Below are 18,901 nucleotides of genomic sequence, written 5' to 3' on the forward strand. Positions count from 1 at the left end.
GCAACAAGCACCCAGCGCCGCAGGGTGTTTTCACTGCAGGAGCCAGACGATGCATACCGCTCAATTTCAATCGCTATTACCCGACGCACCCGCACATTTTATCGGCGGCCAATGGCACGCCTCCCAGACCGTTCGTGACTCGCTCAACCCGGCAACCGAAGCGGTGATCGGCCAAGTGGCAGACGGTGATCGCAGTACTGCTGCCCTGGCGGTGGAAAATGCCCATCAAGCGCAGAAAGGTTGGGCCGCCCTGAGCATTGCCGTGCGTGCCGACTATTTGCAGGGCCTGCTGGAGCAAGTAAAGGATAATGCCGAAGGCCTGGCCCGCCTGCTGGTCACCGAACAAGGCAAGCCGATCAAGGAAGCCCGTGGTGAGGTCGGCATGGCCTTGACCATGCTGCGTTACTACGCAGGCTTCGGTTTTCGCCAGACCGGCAGCCTGATGGCGGCTGACCGCCAGCAACGCAGCACGACGATTCGTGACGAACCTTTTGGCGTTGTGGCCGCAATCATTCCGTGGAACTTTCCCTTGGCGATGTTTGTTCGCAAGCTCGCGCCGGTGTTGGTGGCGGGTAATACCCTCGTGATCAAACCGAGTGAAAACACGCCCTTGATTGCTTTGGCAATGGCCACGCTGTGCCAGCGGGCAAAGCTGCCTGCCGGTGTGGTCAACGTGGTGACCGGCCCGGGCAAGACGGTCGGTGATGCGTTGGTCCGCCACCCGCTGACGAGCCTGGTGACCATGACCGGCTCGACCCGCGCCGGTCGTGAAATCCTGGCCGCTGCGGCGGAAAACATTCTGCCGGTGTCGCTGGAGCTGGGCGGCAAGGCGCCGTTTATCGTGATGGCGGACGCCGATGTTGAGCGCGCGGCCCGGGATGCGCTGGCCTCGCGGATGCACAACTGCGGTCAGGCCTGTATCGCCAACGAGCGCACCTACGTGCATGCCAGCGTCTATCCGCAATTTATGGAAGCGCTGCTCAAGGCTGCACGTCAGCTGCGGATCGGTGACCCCCACGACGAGTCGACCGATATCGGCCCGAAAGTCAGTGCGGCAGAGCGCGAGAGTGTGTTCAAACACATCGCCAAGGCGCAGGAGCAAGGCGCGCAGGTGGCATACTCCGGCACGCCTGCCGACTCGATGGGCAAAGGTTTCTGGGTCGCCCCGACGATTCTCACCGATTTGCCGGCGGACGCTGAAATCTTCCAAAGCGAGGTGTTCGGCCCCGTGTTGCCGGTGATCGAGTTCACGACGCTGGATCAGGTGATCGAGTGGGCCAACCGCAGCGAATATGGCTTGAGCGCCTACGTCTACACCCGAGACCTGCGCACCGCCATGCAACTGACCGACGCACTGGAAAGCGGCGAGGTGTACATCAACCGCGCGGGCCCCGAGGAAATCAACGGCTACCACGCGGGCTGGAAACGCTCTGGCCTGGGTGGCGACGACGGTGAGCATGGGTATCGCACCTATGTGCGGACCAAAACGGTCTACCTCGACTACAGCCTTTGACAGGCATGGGGATGAACTGCGTCGGACCACCGTAGGTAGTTATTACAGACTTTTCCGATGTGCCCCGTTTTGTGGCCGATATCATCGTGCATGACACAAGCATAGTGTGCGAGTTCGACAATATGGGCGGTGATCAATGGGTGATTGTGTTGCGTGGTCGCAAAGGCTCGGCTGTGCTAGCCCCATGGCCAGATGGAGAGGGTGGCTTGTATTACAGCATCGTTACGGCTTACCGAAATAGAGCTACCAACGGCAAAGCCGTTGCGAAGGTCAGGGGAGTGGTTAAACCGTAGAAACGCAAAATGCTCCGTATCGAAAGATACGGAGCATTTTGAGGGTGTCCCTGATTTTGTGTAAATGGGATTTGCCGGCGGCGATCCAGCAGGTTCGCGAACGCCTGCTTAAGCAGTCCCGTGGTGATCGCGCCTTTGTTGAGTTGTTGTTGGTCGCCCGCGAGGTCGGTATGGATGCACTGCAAGTGGCCTGCGAGTTAGCCCTGGAATGTGGCGTTGTCAATGGCTCGCTGGTGATGAATGAACTGCGGCGGCTGGCGGCATCGATCAAGCAGGGCACGGTCACTGCCTCGTTGATGCTGCGCAAGCTGAGCAGCTATCCGCGTCAGAATGGTCTGGCTGTGGCACTGCGGGAGCTGGGCCGGATTGAACGCACGCTATTTCAGTACCTGTCGCCGTTGGGCTGGGAGCACGTCAACCTGACCGGCGATTACGTCTGGCAACAGAGCCGCAAGCTGGAAGACGGTAAATTCAGGCCGCTACGACAGGTCGGAAAACCTTAGCGTACGATTTTTTCCGAATTCTGTAGGCTCCCCTTGATGGTCTGTTCCAGCGCCTGGGTGCAACGCTCCTGCGCGGTGTCCAGTTCCAGCTTCATCTGTTCGATGTCGAGCATCTGCTGCTCCAGCTGTTCACGACGTTCGGCGATTTTGGTCAGCATGGTTTGCAGCTGCTTCTGATTGCCGCCGATGGGGTCGTAGAGTTCGATCAGCTCGCGGCATTCGGCCAGAGAGAAACCAATGCGCTTGCCCCGCAGGATCAGCTTCAGGCTGACCTTGTCGCGGGGTGAGTAGATGCGTTCCTGACCGCGTCGCTCGGGGCTGAGCAGGCCTTGCTCTTCATAAAAGCGGATGGCCCGGGTGGTGATGTCGAGCTCGCGGGCGAGGTCGGAAATGCTATAGGTCTGGCTGCTCATGGAAGCGCTCGAAAAAGGTCATGGCGCTAAGCTAATGGCAGGTTGACGTTTACGTCAAGCATCGCGCCCTGATCCTTCGTCTATCAGGTGATTCCTACACCTTATCGAGTTTCTGCTCATGCGCCGTCACCTGCTGGCACAACTCGATCATCTGCTCGCGCATCCAGCGGTTGGCCGGGTCCTGATCAGTGCTTTCGTGCCAATAGAGGTGGGTTTCCACCGGCGGCACATCCTTGACCGGCAGGTTCACCGAGTACAGGTCATGGCGACGGGCGAAGCGTTCCGGCACCGTCATGACCATGTCGGTCTGCTGCAGCACTTGCGACGCCATCAGGTAGTGCTGGGAACGCAAGGCGATTTTGCGCTGAATGCCCATTTTGCCCAAGGCCAGGTCGACATGGCCCAGACCGCTGCGACGGCTGGAGATATGGATATGTGTCAGCGACAGATAATCATCGAGGGTGAATTTCTCTTTGCCCGCCAGCGGATGGCCTTTGCGCATGGCGCACACGTAACGGTCTTCCATCAATTTGACGTGGCGCACTTGCGGGTCAGTGTTCAGCGGCGCATCCACCGCGAAATCGAGACGCCCGGCCGCCAGTTCCTTGGTGGTTTCGCGGCGCTTGGACAGAAAGCTTTCGATGATCACCGTCGGCGCCAGGCGACGCAGGCGCTGGAACAGTGGCGGCAGGATCACCGCCTCGGTGAGGTCGGTCATGCTGATGCGATAGGTCTTGACCGCCTGCAACGGGTTGAAAATGCGGCTTTCCTGCACCGACACCCGCAGCAAGGAGAGGGCGTTACGCACCGGCCCGATAATGTTCTGGGCCATCGGCGTCGGGACCATGCCCTGAGCGGTGCGCACGAATAACGGGTCATTGAAGGTCTCGCGCAGACGGGCCAGAGCGTTCGAGACCGCCGGTTGAGTAATGCCGACAATCTGCCCGGCGCGGGTCAGGTTGGCTTCGGTGTAGATCGCGTCGAAGACGATGAAAAGGTTGAGGTCGACCTTGCTCAGATTCATTGCGCTGCACTCTTATTGTGGGGCTCTCAATCAGCCGATCATATATCGGTGATGAATGTTAATACACGCCGAGAATAGGCTAGGTAAATTTTCGTAGCTGTTTTAGCATCGATTGCATGACCTGAACAACTCATCAAAACCCTCAGTTAAAAGGTAGAGCTGCCCATGGATTTCGCTTATTCGCCCAAGGTGCAAGAACTGCGTGAGCGCGTGACCGCGTTCATGGACACCTACGTTTATCCCGCCGAAGCGGTATTCGAGCGCCAGGTCGCGGAGGGTGATCGCTGGCAGCCGACCGCAATCATGGAGGAGCTCAAACTCAAGGCCAAGGCTGAAGGCCTGTGGAATTTGTTTCTGCCTGAGTCCGAACTCGGCGCCGGCCTGACCAACCTCGAATACGCGCCGTTGGCGGAGATCATGGGCCGCTCGCTGCTGGGCCCCGAGCCGTTCAACTGCTCCGCGCCAGACACGGGCAACATGGAAGTGTTGGTGCGCTACGCCAACGAAGAACAGAAGCAACGCTGGCTCGAACCGCTGCTGCGTGGCGAGATCCGCTCGGCGTTCGCCATGACTGAACCGGACGTGGCCTCGTCCGACGCCACCAACATGGCCGCCCGCGCCGTGCGTGATGGCGACGAATGGGTGATCAACGGCAAAAAATGGTGGACCTCAGGCGCCTGCGATCCACGCTGCAAGATTCTGATCTTCATGGGCCTGAGCGATCCTGACGCGCCGCGTCATGCGCAGCACTCGATGATTCTGGTACCGGTGGATGCACCGGGCGTGAAGATCGTTCGTCCGCTGCCCGTGTTCGGTTACGACGACGCACCTCACGGCCACGCCGAAGTGCTGTTCGAAAACGTCCGGGTGCCGTACGAAAACGTCTTGTTGGGCGAAGGACGCGGTTTTGAAATCGCTCAGGGTCGCCTTGGCCCGGGCCGGATTCACCACTGCATGCGTTCGATCGGCATGGCCGAGCGTGCGCTGGAACTGATGTGCAAACGTTCGGTGAGCCGTACCGCGTTCGGTAAACCCTTGGCACGCCTGGGCGGCAACATCGACAAGATCGCCGACTCGCGGATGGAGATCGACATGGCGCGGCTCCTGACCTTGAAAGCGGCGTACATGATGGACACCGTCGGCAACAAGGTGGCGAAGAGCGAAATCGCTCAGATCAAGGTTGTCGCACCGAACGTGGCCTTGCGGGTTATCGACCGGGCGATCCAGATCCATGGCGGGGCAGGGGTTTCCAACGATTTCCCGCTGGCCTACATGTATGCGATGCAACGCACCCTGCGCCTGGCCGACGGCCCGGACGAAGTGCACCGCGCGGCGATCGGCAAGTTCGAGATTGGCAAATACGTGCCTAAAGAAATGATGCGCAGCAGTCACTAAACCCCGGCTTGTATCGCGGGCCTGGATCAGGCTCGCGATAACGTTGAGGCTGCATCAATCAACAGAAGGCAACCCGTAGAATGCTCGCGCACACGCCGTGCTGTGAGCGGCCAGATCTTCCTCGCTCTCCCCACGATGCAACGCCACTTCACGCAACACTTCGGTCAGATACGCCGGTTCGTTGCGACCATTCTTCGGCTTGGGGCGCAAGCTGCGCGGCAACAGATACGGCGCATCGCTCTCCAGCATTAGCCGCCCCCGCTTGATCTCTTTCACCAGCGGATGCAGATGCGTGCCCCGGCGCTCGTCGCAGATCCAGCCGGTGATGCCGATGTGTAAATCCAGATCAAGGTAGCTGAACAGCGCCTTCTTTTCGCCGGTGAAACAATGCACCACGGCGGCCGGCAACTGATCACGGTAATCACGCAGGATTTCCAGCAAGCGCTGACTGGCGTCACGCTCGTGGAGGAACACCGGCAATTGCAGTTCGACCGCCATCGCCAGATGCTCTTCGAGGACTTTTTCCTGCTGCGGGCGCGGCGAGAAATCACGATTGAAATCCAGCCCGCATTCACCCACCGCCACGACGTTCGGCTGCTTGAGCAAACTGCGCAGACGCTGGGCGCTGTCAGCGTTCCAGTCGCTGGCGCAGTGGGGGTGAATGCCGGCGGTGGCGAACAGCCGTTGAGCCGTTTCGTCCAGTTGCTGGCACAGTTCCAGAGCCTGCTCGCTGCCCTCGACACTGGTGCCGGTGAGCACCAATTGGCAGATCCCGGCAGCGTAGGCGCGGTCGAGTACAGCCTGGTGTTTGTCGGCAAAACTGGGGTTGGTCAGGTTGACGCCGATATCGATGAGTTGCATGGTGCTACCTCGGACCAAAGGCCGGAAAGCATATCAGAGCTGTAGATTTATAAGAAAAGCCAAGAACTACAATGAGTTGTAGCTGTCTCTTGATGCCGCGAGACAGGTCAGGGTGGCTAAGGTGCCATCACTGTGCCAGTCTTTCGCACTTTGCCAGCGCTCAAGGCGCTCTGTTTCTGTCGTTCGATTTCATGAAAATTCTTGAGATCGGCCCAGTATTCATTCTGGAGAGTGGATGACACGTCCCTCGGTTTTGCTACTGCTGTGTTGTTCGTTGCTGCTGCCGATGCCGGCGGTTGCGCGTCTGGCCGGGCCGCTGCAAGCCGTGCCTTCGAGCAAAGTTCGCGACTTGGCGGAAATCCGCAGCAGTCGTGTGTTAAGGGTGTTGGTCAACCAGAGCCGTAACAGCTCTGGCGAAGTTCAGGGCCAGGCCATCGGTGTTGAATACCACCGTTTGCGCGCCTTCGAGCAATACCTCAACGGTCACGCCCGTGACGGTCAGGAAATTACCCTCAAGATCATTCCCAAAGCCAAGGATCAACTGATTGGCGCTTTGCAGCGCGGCGAGGGTGATCTTGTCGCACCGGGGGAGCTGCTCGACCTGCAACCGGGTCATGCGGTCAGCACCAGTCAACCGATTGCCAGCAACATCCCGTTGGTCCTGGTGGGGATCAAAGGCGAGCGACGCTACACCCGTCTCGAACAACTCTCTGGCAAAACCCTGGCGTTGACGACCGGTAGTGCCGCCGGAGCCGCGGTCAGTCAGATCAATCAAAAGCTCGCGCTGCACAAGCTGCCGCCGGTGAAAATCGAGTGGGTCGATCCCAGTCTGGCGGTCGAGGACGTGCTGGAGATGGTCCAAGGCGGAATCTTTCACCTGACGATCGTCGAACAACCCATTGCCGAGCGCTGGGGCAAGATCCTGCCCAAGTTGCGTTTCGATCGGCAGGTGCTCATCAGTGAACCGGGCGAAGAGTTCTGGTTCGTGCGCCGCGATGCCTCAATGTTGCGGGCGAGCATTGATCGCTTCCTGCCCGGTTACAAAAAGCCATCGGATCAGGACGCAGCGTTCCTGCGAATCTATCGACGCCTGTATCAAGTGCATTATCCATTAGCCAAGGCTGATCGGCAGCGCCTCGAAAAACTTCGACCGGTGCTGCAGAAACACGCCGAAGCCCAAGGCATGGACTGGCTGAACCTGGCGGCACTGGCGTTCAAGGAATCGGCCCTGCAACCCAATGCCCGCAGTGGCAGCGGCCCTACCGGCCTGATGCAGATCACCCCGTCCGCCGCCGAGCGGGTGGGGGTCAACAACATTCAGAATCTCGACGCCAATGTGCAGGCCGGGGCCAAGTACCTGGCGCTGATCCGCCGCAAGTTCTTTGCCAGCCCCAAACTCAACGAGCGCGAGCGCATGGCGTTCGTTCTGGCGGCCTACAACATGGGGCCGGAGCGGGTGCAGGGCATGCGCGCCGAGGCACGTCGGCGCGGTTTGAATCCCAATCAGTGGTTCTTCCAGGTCGAACGCATCGCCATGGAGCAGGTGGGAATGGGGGCTGTCAGCTATGTTAATAGCGTGAACAAGTATTATCTGGCGTTCGATCGGGAGCGGGAGTCGTTGGAGCCCGAGGGACAAAAAGTTGCCTCACGTAAATGATCGAATAAACTGATTGTAATGGCGAATTTATTGCGCTTTTAGCATAAGATTTACTAATTAATATAGCGGCCAACCACCACACACTGACAATGGATGACACAGCATGAGCTCACTGATCAACAAGGTACTGTTTACCCGCGCTGGCTACGGCCTGACCGTTCTGCGGATCTTCGTCGGCATCATCTTCGCTGCCCACGGCTCGCAGAAACTTTTCGGGGCGTTCGGTGGTTACGGTCTGGCCGGCACCGCGCAGTACATGGAGAGCATCGGTCTGGCGCCGGGCTACCTGATGGCGATGCTGGCGGGTGGTACCGAGTTCTTCGCCGGCCTGGCCTTAATCATCGGCTTGTTGGTTCGCCCGGCAGCACTGGGTCTGACCTTCCTCTCGCTGGTCGCCATTTTTACAGTGCATATCAGCAACGGTCTGTTCATGGCTAACAACGGTTATGAATTCGCCCTGGCCCTGCTCGGCGGCAGCGTTGCGGTGCTGATCGAAGGCGCCGGCAAGCTCTCGGCTGACCGCGCCATCGCCGGCTAACCGCTCTGGCTCAACTAAAAGGCTCGCATTGCGAGCCTTTTTTGTTGTGCGTCATTCTTGACACTGTCCAGTCAGCTTCTCTAGGATGCTGCCCATGCGCCGATTTAAACAGCTACTTGCGGGGCGCCAGGTGACTCATTCAGTTGCCGATAGAAGCTTGATTCAGGCTTCGAAATACCGCTAAAGCGCTGGTTCGGTGTTGCCTCTCACCTGCCATGCAGACTTTTGAGGCAGAGACACGACACGATGAATGCATTAAGCCCCGTTGTACGCCCCGCGCCGATCACGGCACATCTCACCCAGCGCAATCCAAAAATCCTGCTTGGCGGCAAACATCAGCCGACACTCTTGCGTTATCTCGATGGCTGGCCACGTCGCACCGGTGGGCCTGCCGCCTTCCTCATCCAGTTTGTCGAAGACGGTGAATCGCTGGCTCGATTTGCCAGCGACAGTTTCGATCTGGCGGTGATTCAATCGCCCAGTCTCGAGGACGCCCCCGAAGTGATCAAACAACTGACTCGCGTGGCCCGGCAAGGGCTGATTACCCGCCGTTGAGGCTTAGAGCGCTGCGGCTCAAAGATAGTCGATCGCCACGATATACACGCACTGCTCGCCGGTCGGTGTCTGGACCCGAACTTCCGCGTCCAGGGCCTTGCCGATCAGGGCGCGAGCCAGCGGTGAGTCGATACTGATCAGGCCTTGTTTCAGGTCCAGTTCATCCGGCCCGACGATGCGATAGCGCGACTCTTTGCCGTCCTCGTCCTCGATCGTCACCCAGGCACCGAAGTAGACCTTGTTCGGATCGCTGGGCTTCTCACTGACGACCTTGAGCGCTTCCAGCCGTTTAGTGAGAAAGCGCACGCGGCTGTCGATCTCGCGCAGCATCTTTTTGCCGTAGGTGTATTCGGCGTTTTCCGAGCGATCACCTTGTGCTGCGGCCTCGCTGACCGACTGTGTGACCTGTGGCCGCCGAACATGCCAGAGCTCATGAAACTCGGCCCGCATCCGCGCTTCACCTTCGGGGGTGATCAGCGCGGTGCCAGCGGTGCGGGGAGGGCGATAACGGCTCATGGCAACTTCTTGTGGTTGGGTTCTTGTGAACGAGAGTGTTTGAGTCTATCAACCCTCGCGCAGGACTGTCAGTGGGCTGGCGTTCAAGGCCCGACGAGTGCCGAATACACCGGCACCACCGATCAGCACAGCGCCGATCAACGGCAGTAGCAACAACCATGGATGCGGATGCCAGGGCAAGTCGAAGGCGTAGCGATAGAGCACCAAACTCACCAGTTCCGAGCCCAGCGCTGCCAACAATCCACTGACCGCCCCAAGCAAACCAAACTCGATCCGCCGGGCCTTGACCAACAATTGGCGCTCAGCCCCCAGCGCTCGCAACAATGCGCCTTGGCGAATACGTTCATCGAGCGTCGCCTGCAAGCCTGAAAACAACACCGCCATCCCCGCCGCCAACACGAACAACAGCACGTATTCCACCGCCAGGGTGACTTGACCGAGGATACTGCGCAGCTGTTCGAGCAAGGCTTCGACTTGCAGAATGGTCACCGCCGGGAAGGCCCGCGACAGATCCACGATCTGCTGATCATGACCCGCTGCCAGATAAAAACTGGTCAGGTAGGTCGCCGGCAGATCCTTAAGCGTGCCGGGCTGGAAGATCATAAAGAAGTTAGGCTGGAAGTTGTCCCAGTTGATGTCTCGCAGGCTGGTGACTTTCGCTTCGCGGTTAACGCCGCCGACGGTAAAAACCATGTGATCGCCGAGCTTGAGCTTCAGGCTTTCAGCGACTTTACCTTCCACCGATACGCCGGGAATCTCGTCCGGCGCCTGTTCGGCCCACCAGTTACCCGCAGTGAGTTTGTTACCCGCCGGCAAATCCGCCGCCCAGGTCAGGCTCAGGTCGCGCTGGATCGCTCGATCACCGGCCGAATCCTTGCTGACGATTTCCTGTACCGGCTCGCCGTTGACGCTGATCAGCCGTCCAGGTACCACCGGGTATAGCGGCGCCGATTGCGCCGACAGTTTGATCAGGCGATCGATGAACGCCTGTTTGTCCGCCGGCAGAATGTTAAGCGCGAAATAGTTAGGCGCGTTTTTCGGTAGCTGGTTCTGCCAGGTGTCCAGCAACTCGCCCCGCAGCAATGCGATGAGCGCCATGGACAGCAGAATCAAACCGAAGGCCAGGGATTGTCCCGCTGCCGCCAGCGGATGACGCAGCAATTGGCCCAGTCCGAGGCGCCATGGCAAAGAGGCTCGCGCGAGCATTCGGCGCAGACTCTTCAAAAGCAGCAACAGCAAACCACCAAGCACCAGCGCCGCGATCACCCCGCCACCGAGCAGGGCGAAGGTCAACACCAGGTCCAGGCTCAGACGCCACATGATCAGCCCGAGGGCGCCCAATGCCGCGCCGTAGACCATCCAGGTACTGGAAGGAATCGGCAACATGTCCCGACGTAAGACCCGCAATGGCGGAACGCGACCCAGTGCAGCCAGTGGCGGCAAGGCAAAACCGGCCAGCGCCACCAGCCCGGTGCCGATCCCGGCGATGGCTGGAAACAGACCGCCCGGCGGAACGTCGTTCGGCAATAAATCATGCAATAGCGCGAACAGCCCCAACTGCGCGAACCAGCCGATGAGGGCGCCGCTGATACTGGCGAGCAGTCCGAGCACCGTCAGCTGCAAACTGAACAGCAGCATGGTTTCCCGTCGGGACAGCCCCAGACAACGCAGCAATGCACTGGCATCGAATCGGCGCGTGGCGAAGCGTGTCGCCGATAGCGCCACCGCCACACCGGACAGCAGAACCGCCACCAGACTGGCCATGTTCAAGTAGCGCTCGGCCTTGCCCAGCGCACCACCGATCTGTCGGTTGCCATCGCGGGCATCCTGCAAACGCTGGTTGGCGGCGAGGCCGGGTTTGATCAATTGACGATAGGTTTCCAGCGCCTCGGCTTTACCACGCCAGAGTTCGCGGTAACTGACCCGGCTGCCGGGTTGCACCACACCCGTCGCCGCGAGGTCGCTGAGGTTGATCAATACTCGCGGCGTGAGGCTGTAGAAGTTGCCGGCGCGGTCCGGTTCGTAGGTCAGCACTCGCGCCAGCTTCAGGGTTCGTATGCCAACATCGATGCTGTCGCCGATCTTCAAATCCAGCGCGGTCAGCAGTCGCGCTTCGACCCAGGCTTCACCAGGTTTCGGTCCGCCGCCGGGTTCTTCCGGGGCAAAGGGCGCCGGGGCACTTTTCAGTTCACCGCGCAGTGGGTAGACCTGGTCGGCGGCTTTGATACTGGACAGCTGAATGCCGTTGTCAGTGGCGATGACGCTGGAGAACTCCACCACTTGAGCGTGTTCAAGGCCCAGCTCCGTGCCGCTTCTGATCTGTTCGGGCCGTGCCGGCGAGCTGCCTTCCAGCAACAGGTCGGCGCCGAGAAACTCGGTGGCGCGCAGCATCATGGCGCCGTTCAGGCGGGCACCGAAGTAACCGATGGCGGTACTCGCGGCGACGGCGACCAGCAAGGCGAAAAACAACACGCGCAACTCGCCGGCGCGGGCATCGCGCAGCAGTTGGCGGATGGCAAGACTGAACAGGCGTAATAGCGGCAGGCGTGCCATCAAGGCTCCAGAGGGGCGACCAGCAGGCCGGCTTCAAGGCGGATCAGGCGCCGGCAGCGATGTGCCAGGCGTTCGTCGTGGGTCACCAGCACCAGGGTTGTGCCGCGTTCCTGGTTGAGCTCGAACAGCAGATCGCTGATGCGCTCGCCGGTGTGGCTGTCGAGGTTACCGGTGGGTTCGTCGGCAAACAGCACATCGGGTTCGGCGGCAAATGCACGGGCAATCGCCACGCGTTGCTGCTCGCCACCGGAAAGTTGGCGTGGCGAATGGGTCAGTCGCTGGCCCAGGCCGACCCGTTGCAGCAGCTCGGTGGCGCGTTCACGGGCGTCTTTGCGGCCGTCGAGTTCCAGCGGCAGCATGACGTTTTCCAGGGCGTTGAGGCTGTCGAGCAGCTGAAAGGACTGGAACACAAAACCGACATGCTCGGCCCGGATGCGCGCGCGCTGGTCTTCGTCGAGGTTGCTCAGGGGTTGCCCTGCGAGGGTGACGTCGCCGCTGCTCGGCAGATCGAGGCCGGCGAGCAGGCCCAGGAGGGTGGATTTGCCGGAACCGGAGGCGCCGACAATCGCCAAGCTGTCGCCCTTGTTCAGTTCCAGGCTGAGTTCGTGCAGGATAGTCAGTTCACCTTCCGCGCTGGGAACCACTTTGCTGAGGTTCTTCGCGGTGAGAATGCTTGCGCCCATGGAGAATCCGATGCGTGTGTGGTTTTTGAGTGCTGGCCTGGCCTTGATGTGCATGGCCCAGAATGCAGCGGCGGGTACAGTCCTGATCGTTGGCGATAGTATCAGCGCCGGTTTCGGGCTGGATACCCAGTTGGGATGGGTATCCCTGCTCGAGCAACGGCTCAAGCGCGAAGGTTTCGACGACAAGGTGGTCAATGCGTCCATCAGCGGCGACACCAGCGCCGGAGGCCAGGCGCGCCTGCCCGCGCTGCTTGCAGAGCATAAGCCTGAATTGGTGATCCTTGAATTGGGCGGCAACGACGGGCTGCGCGGAATGCCCCCAGCTAATTTGCAACAAAACCTTGCATCGATGATCGACAGCTCCAGGGACAGTGGCGCCAAGGTGCTTTTGCTCGGCATGGAGTTGCCACCCAACTACGGCGTTCGTTATACCGAGGCCTTCGCGAAGGTCTACAGCACCCTGGCCGAGGAAAAAAAGATCCCGCTGGTGCCGTTTTTTCTCGACGGCGTGGGCGGTCATCCGGACTTGATGCAGGCCGATGGTCTGCATCCGACTGTCGGGGCTCAGGACAAGTTGCTGGAAAATGTCTGGCCGACACTGAAACCGCTGCTTTGACGCTTTTCTAGCGGCGGTGTTTCGGCTAAGGTGGCGCCCCCGATTTGGAGCCCCCGATGCCACGTCCTGCCTGGTCCCTTTTTGCCTACCAACTGATCGAGCCTGACGAACAGCTGGATCTGTTCGCCTGCCAGGAAGTGCGGGTACATCTGGTGACCCGTCAGCTGGAGCTGGGTGGCTCGGCGGACCGGACCTTGTGCGGCAGCCTGCTGCCAGCACAACCACGCTGGTCGAGCGTCGAACGCCGAGTGTTCCAGGACCAGCGCCTGTGCTCGCTGTGCCGGGCCATTCTGGAATCGCAAAAGCGCGGTACATCGCCGATCTGGCCAGAGCTGCGTTTCGAGCTTTAGAACCCGATACAGTGCTTGCTATCGGTCAGCTCCCCGATTTTCCAGGCGCCGGTGTACAATCTCGTTTTTACACCCTTGTCGATCATGCGAAGGATTTTCCGGATGTTGCCGCGCTTTCCTGCCGTCACCCGCTACCTGTCTCTCGCCGCCCTCTGTGTGGCGGGTCCCGTAGCAGCATTGGAGCTGCCCCTGCCACCACCCGGTGAAGACATCATCGGTCAGGTCCAGGTGATCAAGGCCAAGTACGAAGACACCTTCGCCGACCTTGGCACCACCTACGATCTGGGCTATTCGGAAATGGTCGCGGCCAACCCTGGCGTCGATCCATGGTTGCCGGGCGCAGGCACCGAAGTGGTGCTGCCGACGCGCTTCATCCTGCCGCCGGGCCCGCGTGAAGGCATCGTCATCAACCTGGCCGAGTACCGCCTCTATTACTTCCCGAAAGGCCGGAACGTGGTGTACACCTTCCCGCTGGGTATCGGCCGTGAAGGCTGGGGCTCGCCGATTGCCCATACCAGCATCATCGCCAAGACACCGAACCCGACCTGGACCCCTCCAGCGTCGATCAAGGCCGAGCACCTTGCCGATGGAGATCCGCTGCCGAATGTGGTGCCGGCAGGCCCGGACAACCCGTTGGGGCCGTTCAAATTCACGCTGGGCACGCCGGGCTACCTGATCCACGGTTCGAACAAGAAGTTCGGCATCGGCATGCGCACCAGCCACGGTTGCTTCCGCATGTTCAACAACAACGTGCTGGAGATGGCGGGCATGGTGCCGGTAGGTACGTCGGTACGCATCGTCAGCGATCCGTACAAATTCGGCGTCAGTGGCGGCAAAGTGTATCTGGAAGCGCACACACCGCTGGACGACAAGGGCAACCCCTCTGTAGTCGACAAGCACACCGCGGTGATCAATGCGATGCTCAAGCGTGAGGACATCACCAACAACCTGCGCATGAACTGGGATGTAGTGCGCGACGTGGTTGCCGCTGAAGATGGCCTGCCGGTGGAAATCGGCGTGCCGAATACTTCCGCGCCGATGGTGACGAGTGCACCGATCGACCCGCTGCAGTAATGTTTGAACAGAACCCGCCGACGCTGACTGCGCCGGCGGGTTTTTTATGGTCTGGACAAAACCCCGGGCAATAAAAAAGCCGACCCAAAAAATGGGTCGGCTTGATAACAATCCCGAAGGATTATTACTTGCGGCTAGCTTTGTCCAGCATGCGCAGAGCACGCTCGTTAGCTTCGTCAGCAGTCTGTTGTGCTTTTTGAGCAGCAGCCAGAGCTTCATCAGCTTTACGGTAAGCTTCGTCTGCACGAGCCTGGGAGCGAGCAGCTGCGTCTTCAGTAGCTGTCAGACGTGCTTCGGTTTCTTTCGATACGCTGCTGCAACCGGTAGCCAGAACTGCGGCCAGAGCCAGAGCAGAGAATTTCAGAACGTTGTTCATCGTGTTCCCCTTCAAGGACTTTCTATTAAGTAGCTGTCTCCTCAGAGTGAGGAAATAGCCGGCGTACATACTACCCATTACTTGTCGTAAGTAAACTGACGTATAGCAAGAAGCAAAAAAAATTGTAGGCGTTGATTCTTTTTCGAGCAACTTTTAACTGCATTGTTTAAAAAATATCCAGCTGGGAGGCCCGAGCTGAGCGAGCCGCCGAAGAAAGGTTCCGCGCGCTCACAGCTCTTTTCCGAGTCTTGGCTAAAGTCTGTCTAGATGGATTCGTCTACACTTTTGTTCGGAATTTGCGTGGCGCCTCTCATATCTTTCTCCATGTTGAGGTGACTTTAACAAAGGGCGCTCGTCTTAAGTCTCAATATCCGGCAATGTTCAGGCTATCGACCTTTCAGGATCTTCGGTCGAGCCGTCTCTGCGTAACCCGGAGCAGCACCCGCCAACCTGCGTGATGACAAGCGTATCTTGAGCATTTCTGCCAATGGCGCCTACTATTTGATACGTGCTCGGTTGCGCGAGATGGGTGCGGCTCTTCTCGGTGTCCATTCAGGCACGGGGTGGCGTAGATGTTCCTTCGCCGGAAAAACATCGGTAAGGTAGGGGTCAGAATTCCAGACCCGCGAGGAGTAGTGATGAGCGAGGCGTTGTCCATCCACCATGACCAGGCTGGTCATCAGTTCGAGACCAATGTGGACGGTCATCGTGCCTACTTGACCTATATGGATCTGGGGAAACAGACCCTGGATATCTATCGCACCTTTGTGCCCAACGCACTGCGTGGTCGCGGCATTGCGGCAGCCTTGACCGAGAAGGCGCTGGAGTACGCTGAGGAAATGGGCTACACCGTCATTCCATCGTGTTCCTACGTGGAGCGCTATATGGAACGTCACCAGCGGCATGCGGCCAAGCTGAGCCAGTAAACCGTACACAAAAAAACGCCGGGTTAAGCCCGGCGTTTTTTTGTGCGCGAAAAACGGTGATCAGCTGCGATCACGTTTTGGCAGCACATCCTTGAGCTTGGCATGCATGCTGCGCAACGACTTTTCGGTGGCGGGCCAGTCGATGCAGGCATCGGTGATCGACACGCCGTATTGCAGGTCGGCGAGGTCTTTCGGGATCGACTGGCAGCCCCAGTTCAGATGACTTTCGACCATCAGGCCGATGATCGACTGGTTGCCTTCGAGGATCTGGTTGGCGACGTTCTCCATCACCAGCGGTTGCAGGGCCGGGTCCTTGTTGGAGTTGGCGTGGCTGCAATCGACCATGATGTTCGGCTTGATCTTCGCCTTGTTCAGCGCTTGTTCGCACAGTGCGACGCTGACCGAATCGTAGTTCGGTTTGCCGTTGCCACCCCGTAACACCACGTGGCCGTAGGCATTGCCCTTGGTGGTGACGATCGACACGCCACCTTCCTGGTTGATACCGAGGAAACGATGCGGGCTGGAAACCGATTGCAGGGCGTTGATCGCTACGGTCAGGCCGCCGTCGGTGCCATTTTTGAAGCCGACTGCCGAGGAGAGGCCGGAAGCCATTTCACGGTGAGTCTGGGATTCGGTGGTGCGCGCACCGATGGCCGACCAGCTGATCAGGTCCTGCAAGTATTGCGGGGAGATCGGGTCGAGGGCTTCGGTTGCGGTCGGCAGGCCCATCTCGGCCAGGTCCAGCAGCAACTGGCGGCCGATGTGCAAACCGTCCTGAATTTTGAAGGAGTCGTCCAGGTACGGATCGTTGATCAAACCTTTCCAGCCGACGGTGGTGCGTGGCTTCTCGAAATACACGCGCATGACCAGATACAAGGTATCGGACACTTCGGCCGCAATCACCTTCAGACGTTCGGCGTATTCATGGGCCGCCTTGATATCGTGGATCGAGCAAGGCCCGATGACAACAAAGAGGCGGTGGTCGGTGCCATCAAGAATGTTGCGAATGACTTCGCGTCCCTTGGTGACGGTGCGCAGGGCAGCGTCGCTCAGTGGGATATCACGCTTGAGCTGATCGGGAGTGATCAGGGTCTCGTTGGAGGCGACGTTTAGGTCGTTGATCGGTAAATCAGCCATCGTTTACTCGTCAGGTCACGGGTGCCGGCCGCCAGCGAACCCGCGCGGCGGAGCACAGCAAATTAAGCGCGTCGGGGAGCAGAACCTTAGCGCGTTACACCGTGGCTCGACAATGGGCAGACGCCGGTTTAATCCAGCACAGCCTGTGCAAATACCCTGCGAACCGTGTCGTGAGAGAACTCATCGGCGTGCTCCTGGACCCATTCGAGGGCCAGGGCTTGAGTTTCCTGCAGGTCGTCGTGCGCGTCATGCAGGCGGCAGTAACGCTCGATCTGGCACACTTGCTCGCCCATTCGGGCACTAAACATCATCTGCTCGTCAACAAAAGCGATGCCTACCAGATAGCCGCGCTTGCGCCGCAGGCACCAGGCCACATAGCCCAGAAAACGCATGTCGGGGTTTAAGGTGGGCATGCGCACTTCCAGCGCCGTACCGTGGCGCCACGCCCGGTGATAATTGCAAGCCATGCCCCCGAGGCTGATAGTGTGCAGCTGTTGCCGCGAAATACACTCAGGTTTGAGCAATGTTAATTCGACGGGCACATCGTCAGGGTGAGGAATAAAACGTCCCATGAACACGGACTCCATGTGTCGGCCATCTGACATTGTTTCCCCCAGTATAGTGGTCGAATTGGAACTGACTGATTTCGACGCCGACCAACGGCTGCTGGCGATGAGCGGTGTGTCGCTGGTTATTTTCACCAGTGTCGGCTGCGCCAGTTGCCGTTTTGCCCGTGAGCAGTTGCCACGACTCGATCTGAACGTTGATCGACTGTGCTGGATTGATGCGGGGAACAATGGTGGCGTGGTCGAGCGTTATCAGGTCTTTTACTTGCCGGCGCTGTTTGTGGTGCGCGACGGTGAATTCTTCGGGGCACTAAAATCGCGCTTGACCCGCACCGAGCTAAATGAGGCCGTGGGTCAGGCGTTGAGTCGAATAGCAGAGGAGTTGCCATGATGGGGGCAGTGATCAAACCGACAATCGGTATTATCGGCACCGGCGCGATCGGCGGGTTCTACGGCGTGATGCTGGCGCGTGCCGGTTTTGATGTGCATTTTTTATTGCGCAGTGAGTTTTCGGCCGTTGCCGAACGCGGATTGCAACTCGACAGCGCGGTGCACGGCGCGCTGACGTTGAATCCGGTTCAGGCCTATTCGACGGCCGAAGACATGCCGCCCTGTGACTGGTTGCTCGTCGGCGCAAAAACCATCAGCAACACGGACCTGGTGCCGGCCATCGTTAAAGCGGCGGCACCGAATGCCAAGGTGCTGCTGTTGCAAAACGGTCTGGAGGTCGAAGACAGCTTGCGGGCGTTGCTTCCCGATTCGCTGCACGTTCTCGGTGGGCTCTGCTATATCTGCGTCCATCGCGACGGCCCCGGCGTCATCACCCATCAGGCGCTCGGCGCGGTGAATGTTGGCTATCACAGCGGCCCCGTAGCCGACGGGCAGGCGGGCATGGCAATTGTCGAGGAAGGCGCCGGGCTGTTCCGCGCCGCCGGCATCGATTCCCGGGCCATGGCGAACCTGCATCAGGCGCGCTGGCAAAAACTGGTCTGGAATATCCCTTACAACGGTCTGTCGGTGCTGCTTGGGGCGAGCACTACGCCGTTGATGGCCGATGCCGACAGCCGTGAATTGATCAAGGCACTGATGGCCGAAGTGGTTCAAGGCGCAATCGCCTGCGGTCACGACGTACCGGCCGGATATGCCGACCATCTGTTCATGATGACCCAGAAAATGCCCGACTACTGGCCGAGCATGTACCACGATTTTCTGCACAAGCGACCGCTGGAGCTGGAGGCGATTTACGTCCGGCCCCTGGCGGTGGCCAAAGCGGCAGGATGCGAAATGCCGCGAATCGAAGCCTTGTATCGCAGTTTGAGTTTTATCGATCGACGTAACATTTGAGTCGATCA

Annotated in this window: 20 protein-coding genes and 1 pseudogene; 12 read left to right on the forward strand and 9 right to left on the reverse strand. The window is 59.4% G+C overall.

Annotation, left to right across the window (positions count from 1 at the left end):
- Positions 1–49: 49 nt before the first annotated feature.
- Both ACYZTU_RS10705 and ACYZTU_RS10710 read left to right on the forward strand, forming a co-directional pair.
- Positions 50–1,513: an aldehyde dehydrogenase family protein gene (locus tag ACYZTU_RS10705; protein ID WP_461970000.1), complete on the forward strand. Its 1,464-nt coding sequence runs from the start codon at positions 50–52 to the stop codon at positions 1,511–1,513.
- A gap of 532 nt (positions 1,514–2,045) precedes the next feature.
- A pseudogene (locus ACYZTU_RS10710) lies at positions 2,046–2,309 on the forward strand (Tn3 family transposase); the annotation flags it as partial.
- On the opposite strand, the gene ACYZTU_RS10715 reads toward ACYZTU_RS10710, so the two are convergent.
- Entirely contained in the window at positions 2,306–2,722 is a 417-nt protein-coding gene (locus ACYZTU_RS10715) for a MerR family transcriptional regulator (protein WP_461970002.1), read from the reverse strand. The pseudogene ACYZTU_RS10710 and the gene ACYZTU_RS10715 overlap by 4 nt on opposite strands.
- Before the next feature lie 94 nt (positions 2,723–2,816).
- Positions 2,817–3,746 carry a LysR family transcriptional regulator gene (locus ACYZTU_RS10720; RefSeq protein ID WP_461970004.1) on the reverse strand — a complete coding sequence of 310 codons (930 nt, stop codon included), beginning with the start codon at positions 3,744–3,746 and terminating at the stop codon, positions 2,817–2,819.
- Positions 3,747–3,911: 165 nt separating this feature from the next.
- On the opposite strand from ACYZTU_RS10720, the gene ACYZTU_RS10725 reads away from it, so the two are divergent.
- Positions 3,912–5,141: an acyl-CoA dehydrogenase gene (locus tag ACYZTU_RS10725; protein ID WP_449645415.1), complete on the forward strand. Its 1,230-nt coding sequence runs from the start codon at positions 3,912–3,914 to the stop codon at positions 5,139–5,141.
- A 54-nt stretch (positions 5,142–5,195) separates the two neighbouring features.
- On the opposite strand, the gene ACYZTU_RS10730 is transcribed toward ACYZTU_RS10725, so the two are convergent.
- Positions 5,196–6,002: a TatD family hydrolase gene (locus ACYZTU_RS10730; protein ID WP_461970006.1), complete on the reverse strand. Its 807-nt coding sequence runs from the start codon at positions 6,000–6,002 to the stop codon at positions 5,196–5,198.
- A gap of 235 nt (positions 6,003–6,237) precedes the next feature.
- On the opposite strand from ACYZTU_RS10730, the gene ACYZTU_RS10735 reads away from it, so the two are divergent.
- The 3 genes from ACYZTU_RS10735 (at position 6,238) to ACYZTU_RS10745 (ending at position 8,752) form a co-directional block, all read left to right on the forward strand.
- On the forward strand, positions 6,238–7,659 hold the full coding sequence (locus ACYZTU_RS10735) for an MltF family protein (protein ID WP_461970008.1): 1,422 nt from the start codon (positions 6,238–6,240) through the stop codon (positions 7,657–7,659).
- Positions 7,660–7,762: 103 nt separating this feature from the next.
- Positions 7,763–8,197: a DoxX family protein gene (locus tag ACYZTU_RS10740; RefSeq protein ID WP_461970010.1), complete on the forward strand. Its 435-nt coding sequence runs from the start codon at positions 7,763–7,765 to the stop codon at positions 8,195–8,197.
- A 246-nt stretch (positions 8,198–8,443) separates the two neighbouring features.
- Positions 8,444–8,752 carry a hypothetical protein gene (locus ACYZTU_RS10745; protein ID WP_027925699.1) on the forward strand — a complete coding sequence of 103 codons (309 nt, stop codon included), beginning with the start codon at positions 8,444–8,446 and terminating at the stop codon, positions 8,750–8,752.
- Between the two features lie 18 nt (positions 8,753–8,770).
- On the opposite strand, the gene greB is transcribed toward ACYZTU_RS10745, so the two are convergent.
- The 3 genes from greB to ACYZTU_RS10760 are packed head-to-tail and all read right to left on the reverse strand — an operon-like array spanning position 8,771 to position 12,504.
- Positions 8,771–9,268 (reverse strand): transcription elongation factor GreB, encoded by a 498-nt coding sequence (gene greB / locus ACYZTU_RS10750; RefSeq protein WP_008148506.1) that lies wholly within the window; start codon positions 9,266–9,268, stop codon positions 8,771–8,773.
- Between the two features lie 48 nt (positions 9,269–9,316).
- Complete coding sequence (locus ACYZTU_RS10755; RefSeq protein WP_461970012.1) at positions 9,317–11,821, reverse strand: ABC transporter permease; 2,505 nt, start codon at positions 11,819–11,821, stop codon at positions 9,317–9,319.
- Complete coding sequence (locus ACYZTU_RS10760; RefSeq protein ID WP_461970014.1) at positions 11,821–12,504, reverse strand: ABC transporter ATP-binding protein; 684 nt, start codon at positions 12,502–12,504, stop codon at positions 11,821–11,823. Before ACYZTU_RS10760 ends, ACYZTU_RS10755 begins: the two co-directional genes overlap by 1 nt.
- 10 nt (positions 12,505–12,514) lie before the next feature.
- Between ACYZTU_RS10760 and ACYZTU_RS10765 the strand changes: the two genes are divergently transcribed.
- The 3 genes from ACYZTU_RS10765 (at position 12,515) to ACYZTU_RS10775 (ending at position 14,544) form a co-directional block, all read left to right on the forward strand.
- Positions 12,515–13,120 carry an arylesterase gene (locus ACYZTU_RS10765; RefSeq protein ID WP_461970016.1) on the forward strand — a complete coding sequence of 202 codons (606 nt, stop codon included), beginning with the start codon at positions 12,515–12,517 and terminating at the stop codon, positions 13,118–13,120.
- Between the two features lie 56 nt (positions 13,121–13,176).
- Positions 13,177–13,470 (forward strand): hypothetical protein, encoded by a 294-nt coding sequence (locus tag ACYZTU_RS10770; RefSeq protein WP_123432651.1) that lies wholly within the window; start codon positions 13,177–13,179, stop codon positions 13,468–13,470.
- A 102-nt stretch (positions 13,471–13,572) separates the two neighbouring features.
- Positions 13,573–14,544, forward strand: coding sequence for a L,D-transpeptidase family protein (locus ACYZTU_RS10775; RefSeq protein WP_461970018.1), 972 nt, complete (start codon positions 13,573–13,575; stop codon positions 14,542–14,544).
- A 124-nt stretch (positions 14,545–14,668) separates the two neighbouring features.
- On the opposite strand, the gene oprI is transcribed toward ACYZTU_RS10775, so the two are convergent.
- Entirely contained in the window at positions 14,669–14,920 is a 252-nt protein-coding gene (gene oprI, locus ACYZTU_RS10780) for an outer membrane lipoprotei OprI (protein ID WP_002553018.1), read from the reverse strand.
- A gap of 638 nt (positions 14,921–15,558) precedes the next feature.
- On the opposite strand from oprI, the gene ACYZTU_RS10785 reads away from it, so the two are divergent.
- The gene (locus tag ACYZTU_RS10785; protein WP_008057026.1) at positions 15,559–15,846 is read left to right on the forward strand and encodes a GNAT family N-acetyltransferase; all 288 of its coding nucleotides are present in this window, start codon (positions 15,559–15,561) and stop codon (positions 15,844–15,846) included.
- Positions 15,847–15,906: 60 nt separating this feature from the next.
- On the opposite strand, the gene ACYZTU_RS10790 is transcribed toward ACYZTU_RS10785, so the two are convergent.
- Together ACYZTU_RS10790 and ACYZTU_RS10795 are read right to left on the reverse strand one after the other, a co-directional pair.
- Positions 15,907–16,983, reverse strand: coding sequence for a 3-deoxy-7-phosphoheptulonate synthase (locus ACYZTU_RS10790; protein WP_461970020.1), 1,077 nt, complete (start codon positions 16,981–16,983; stop codon positions 15,907–15,909).
- Positions 16,984–17,111: 128 nt separating this feature from the next.
- Positions 17,112–17,555 carry a PilZ domain-containing protein gene (locus ACYZTU_RS10795; RefSeq protein ID WP_461970022.1) on the reverse strand — a complete coding sequence of 148 codons (444 nt, stop codon included), beginning with the start codon at positions 17,553–17,555 and terminating at the stop codon, positions 17,112–17,114.
- Between ACYZTU_RS10795 and ACYZTU_RS10800 the strand changes: the two genes are divergently transcribed.
- Entirely contained in the window at positions 17,554–17,940 is a 387-nt protein-coding gene (locus tag ACYZTU_RS10800) for a thioredoxin family protein (protein ID WP_461970024.1), read from the forward strand. The genes ACYZTU_RS10795 and ACYZTU_RS10800 overlap by 2 nt on opposite strands.
- Positions 17,937–18,893 carry a putative 2-dehydropantoate 2-reductase gene (locus tag ACYZTU_RS10805; protein WP_461970026.1) on the forward strand — a complete coding sequence of 319 codons (957 nt, stop codon included), beginning with the start codon at positions 17,937–17,939 and terminating at the stop codon, positions 18,891–18,893. Before ACYZTU_RS10800 ends, ACYZTU_RS10805 begins: the two co-directional genes overlap by 4 nt.
- Positions 18,894–18,901: the final 8 nt, after the last annotated feature.

The sequence above is a fragment of the Pseudomonas sp. HLT2-19-2 genome (assembly GCF_054898005.1).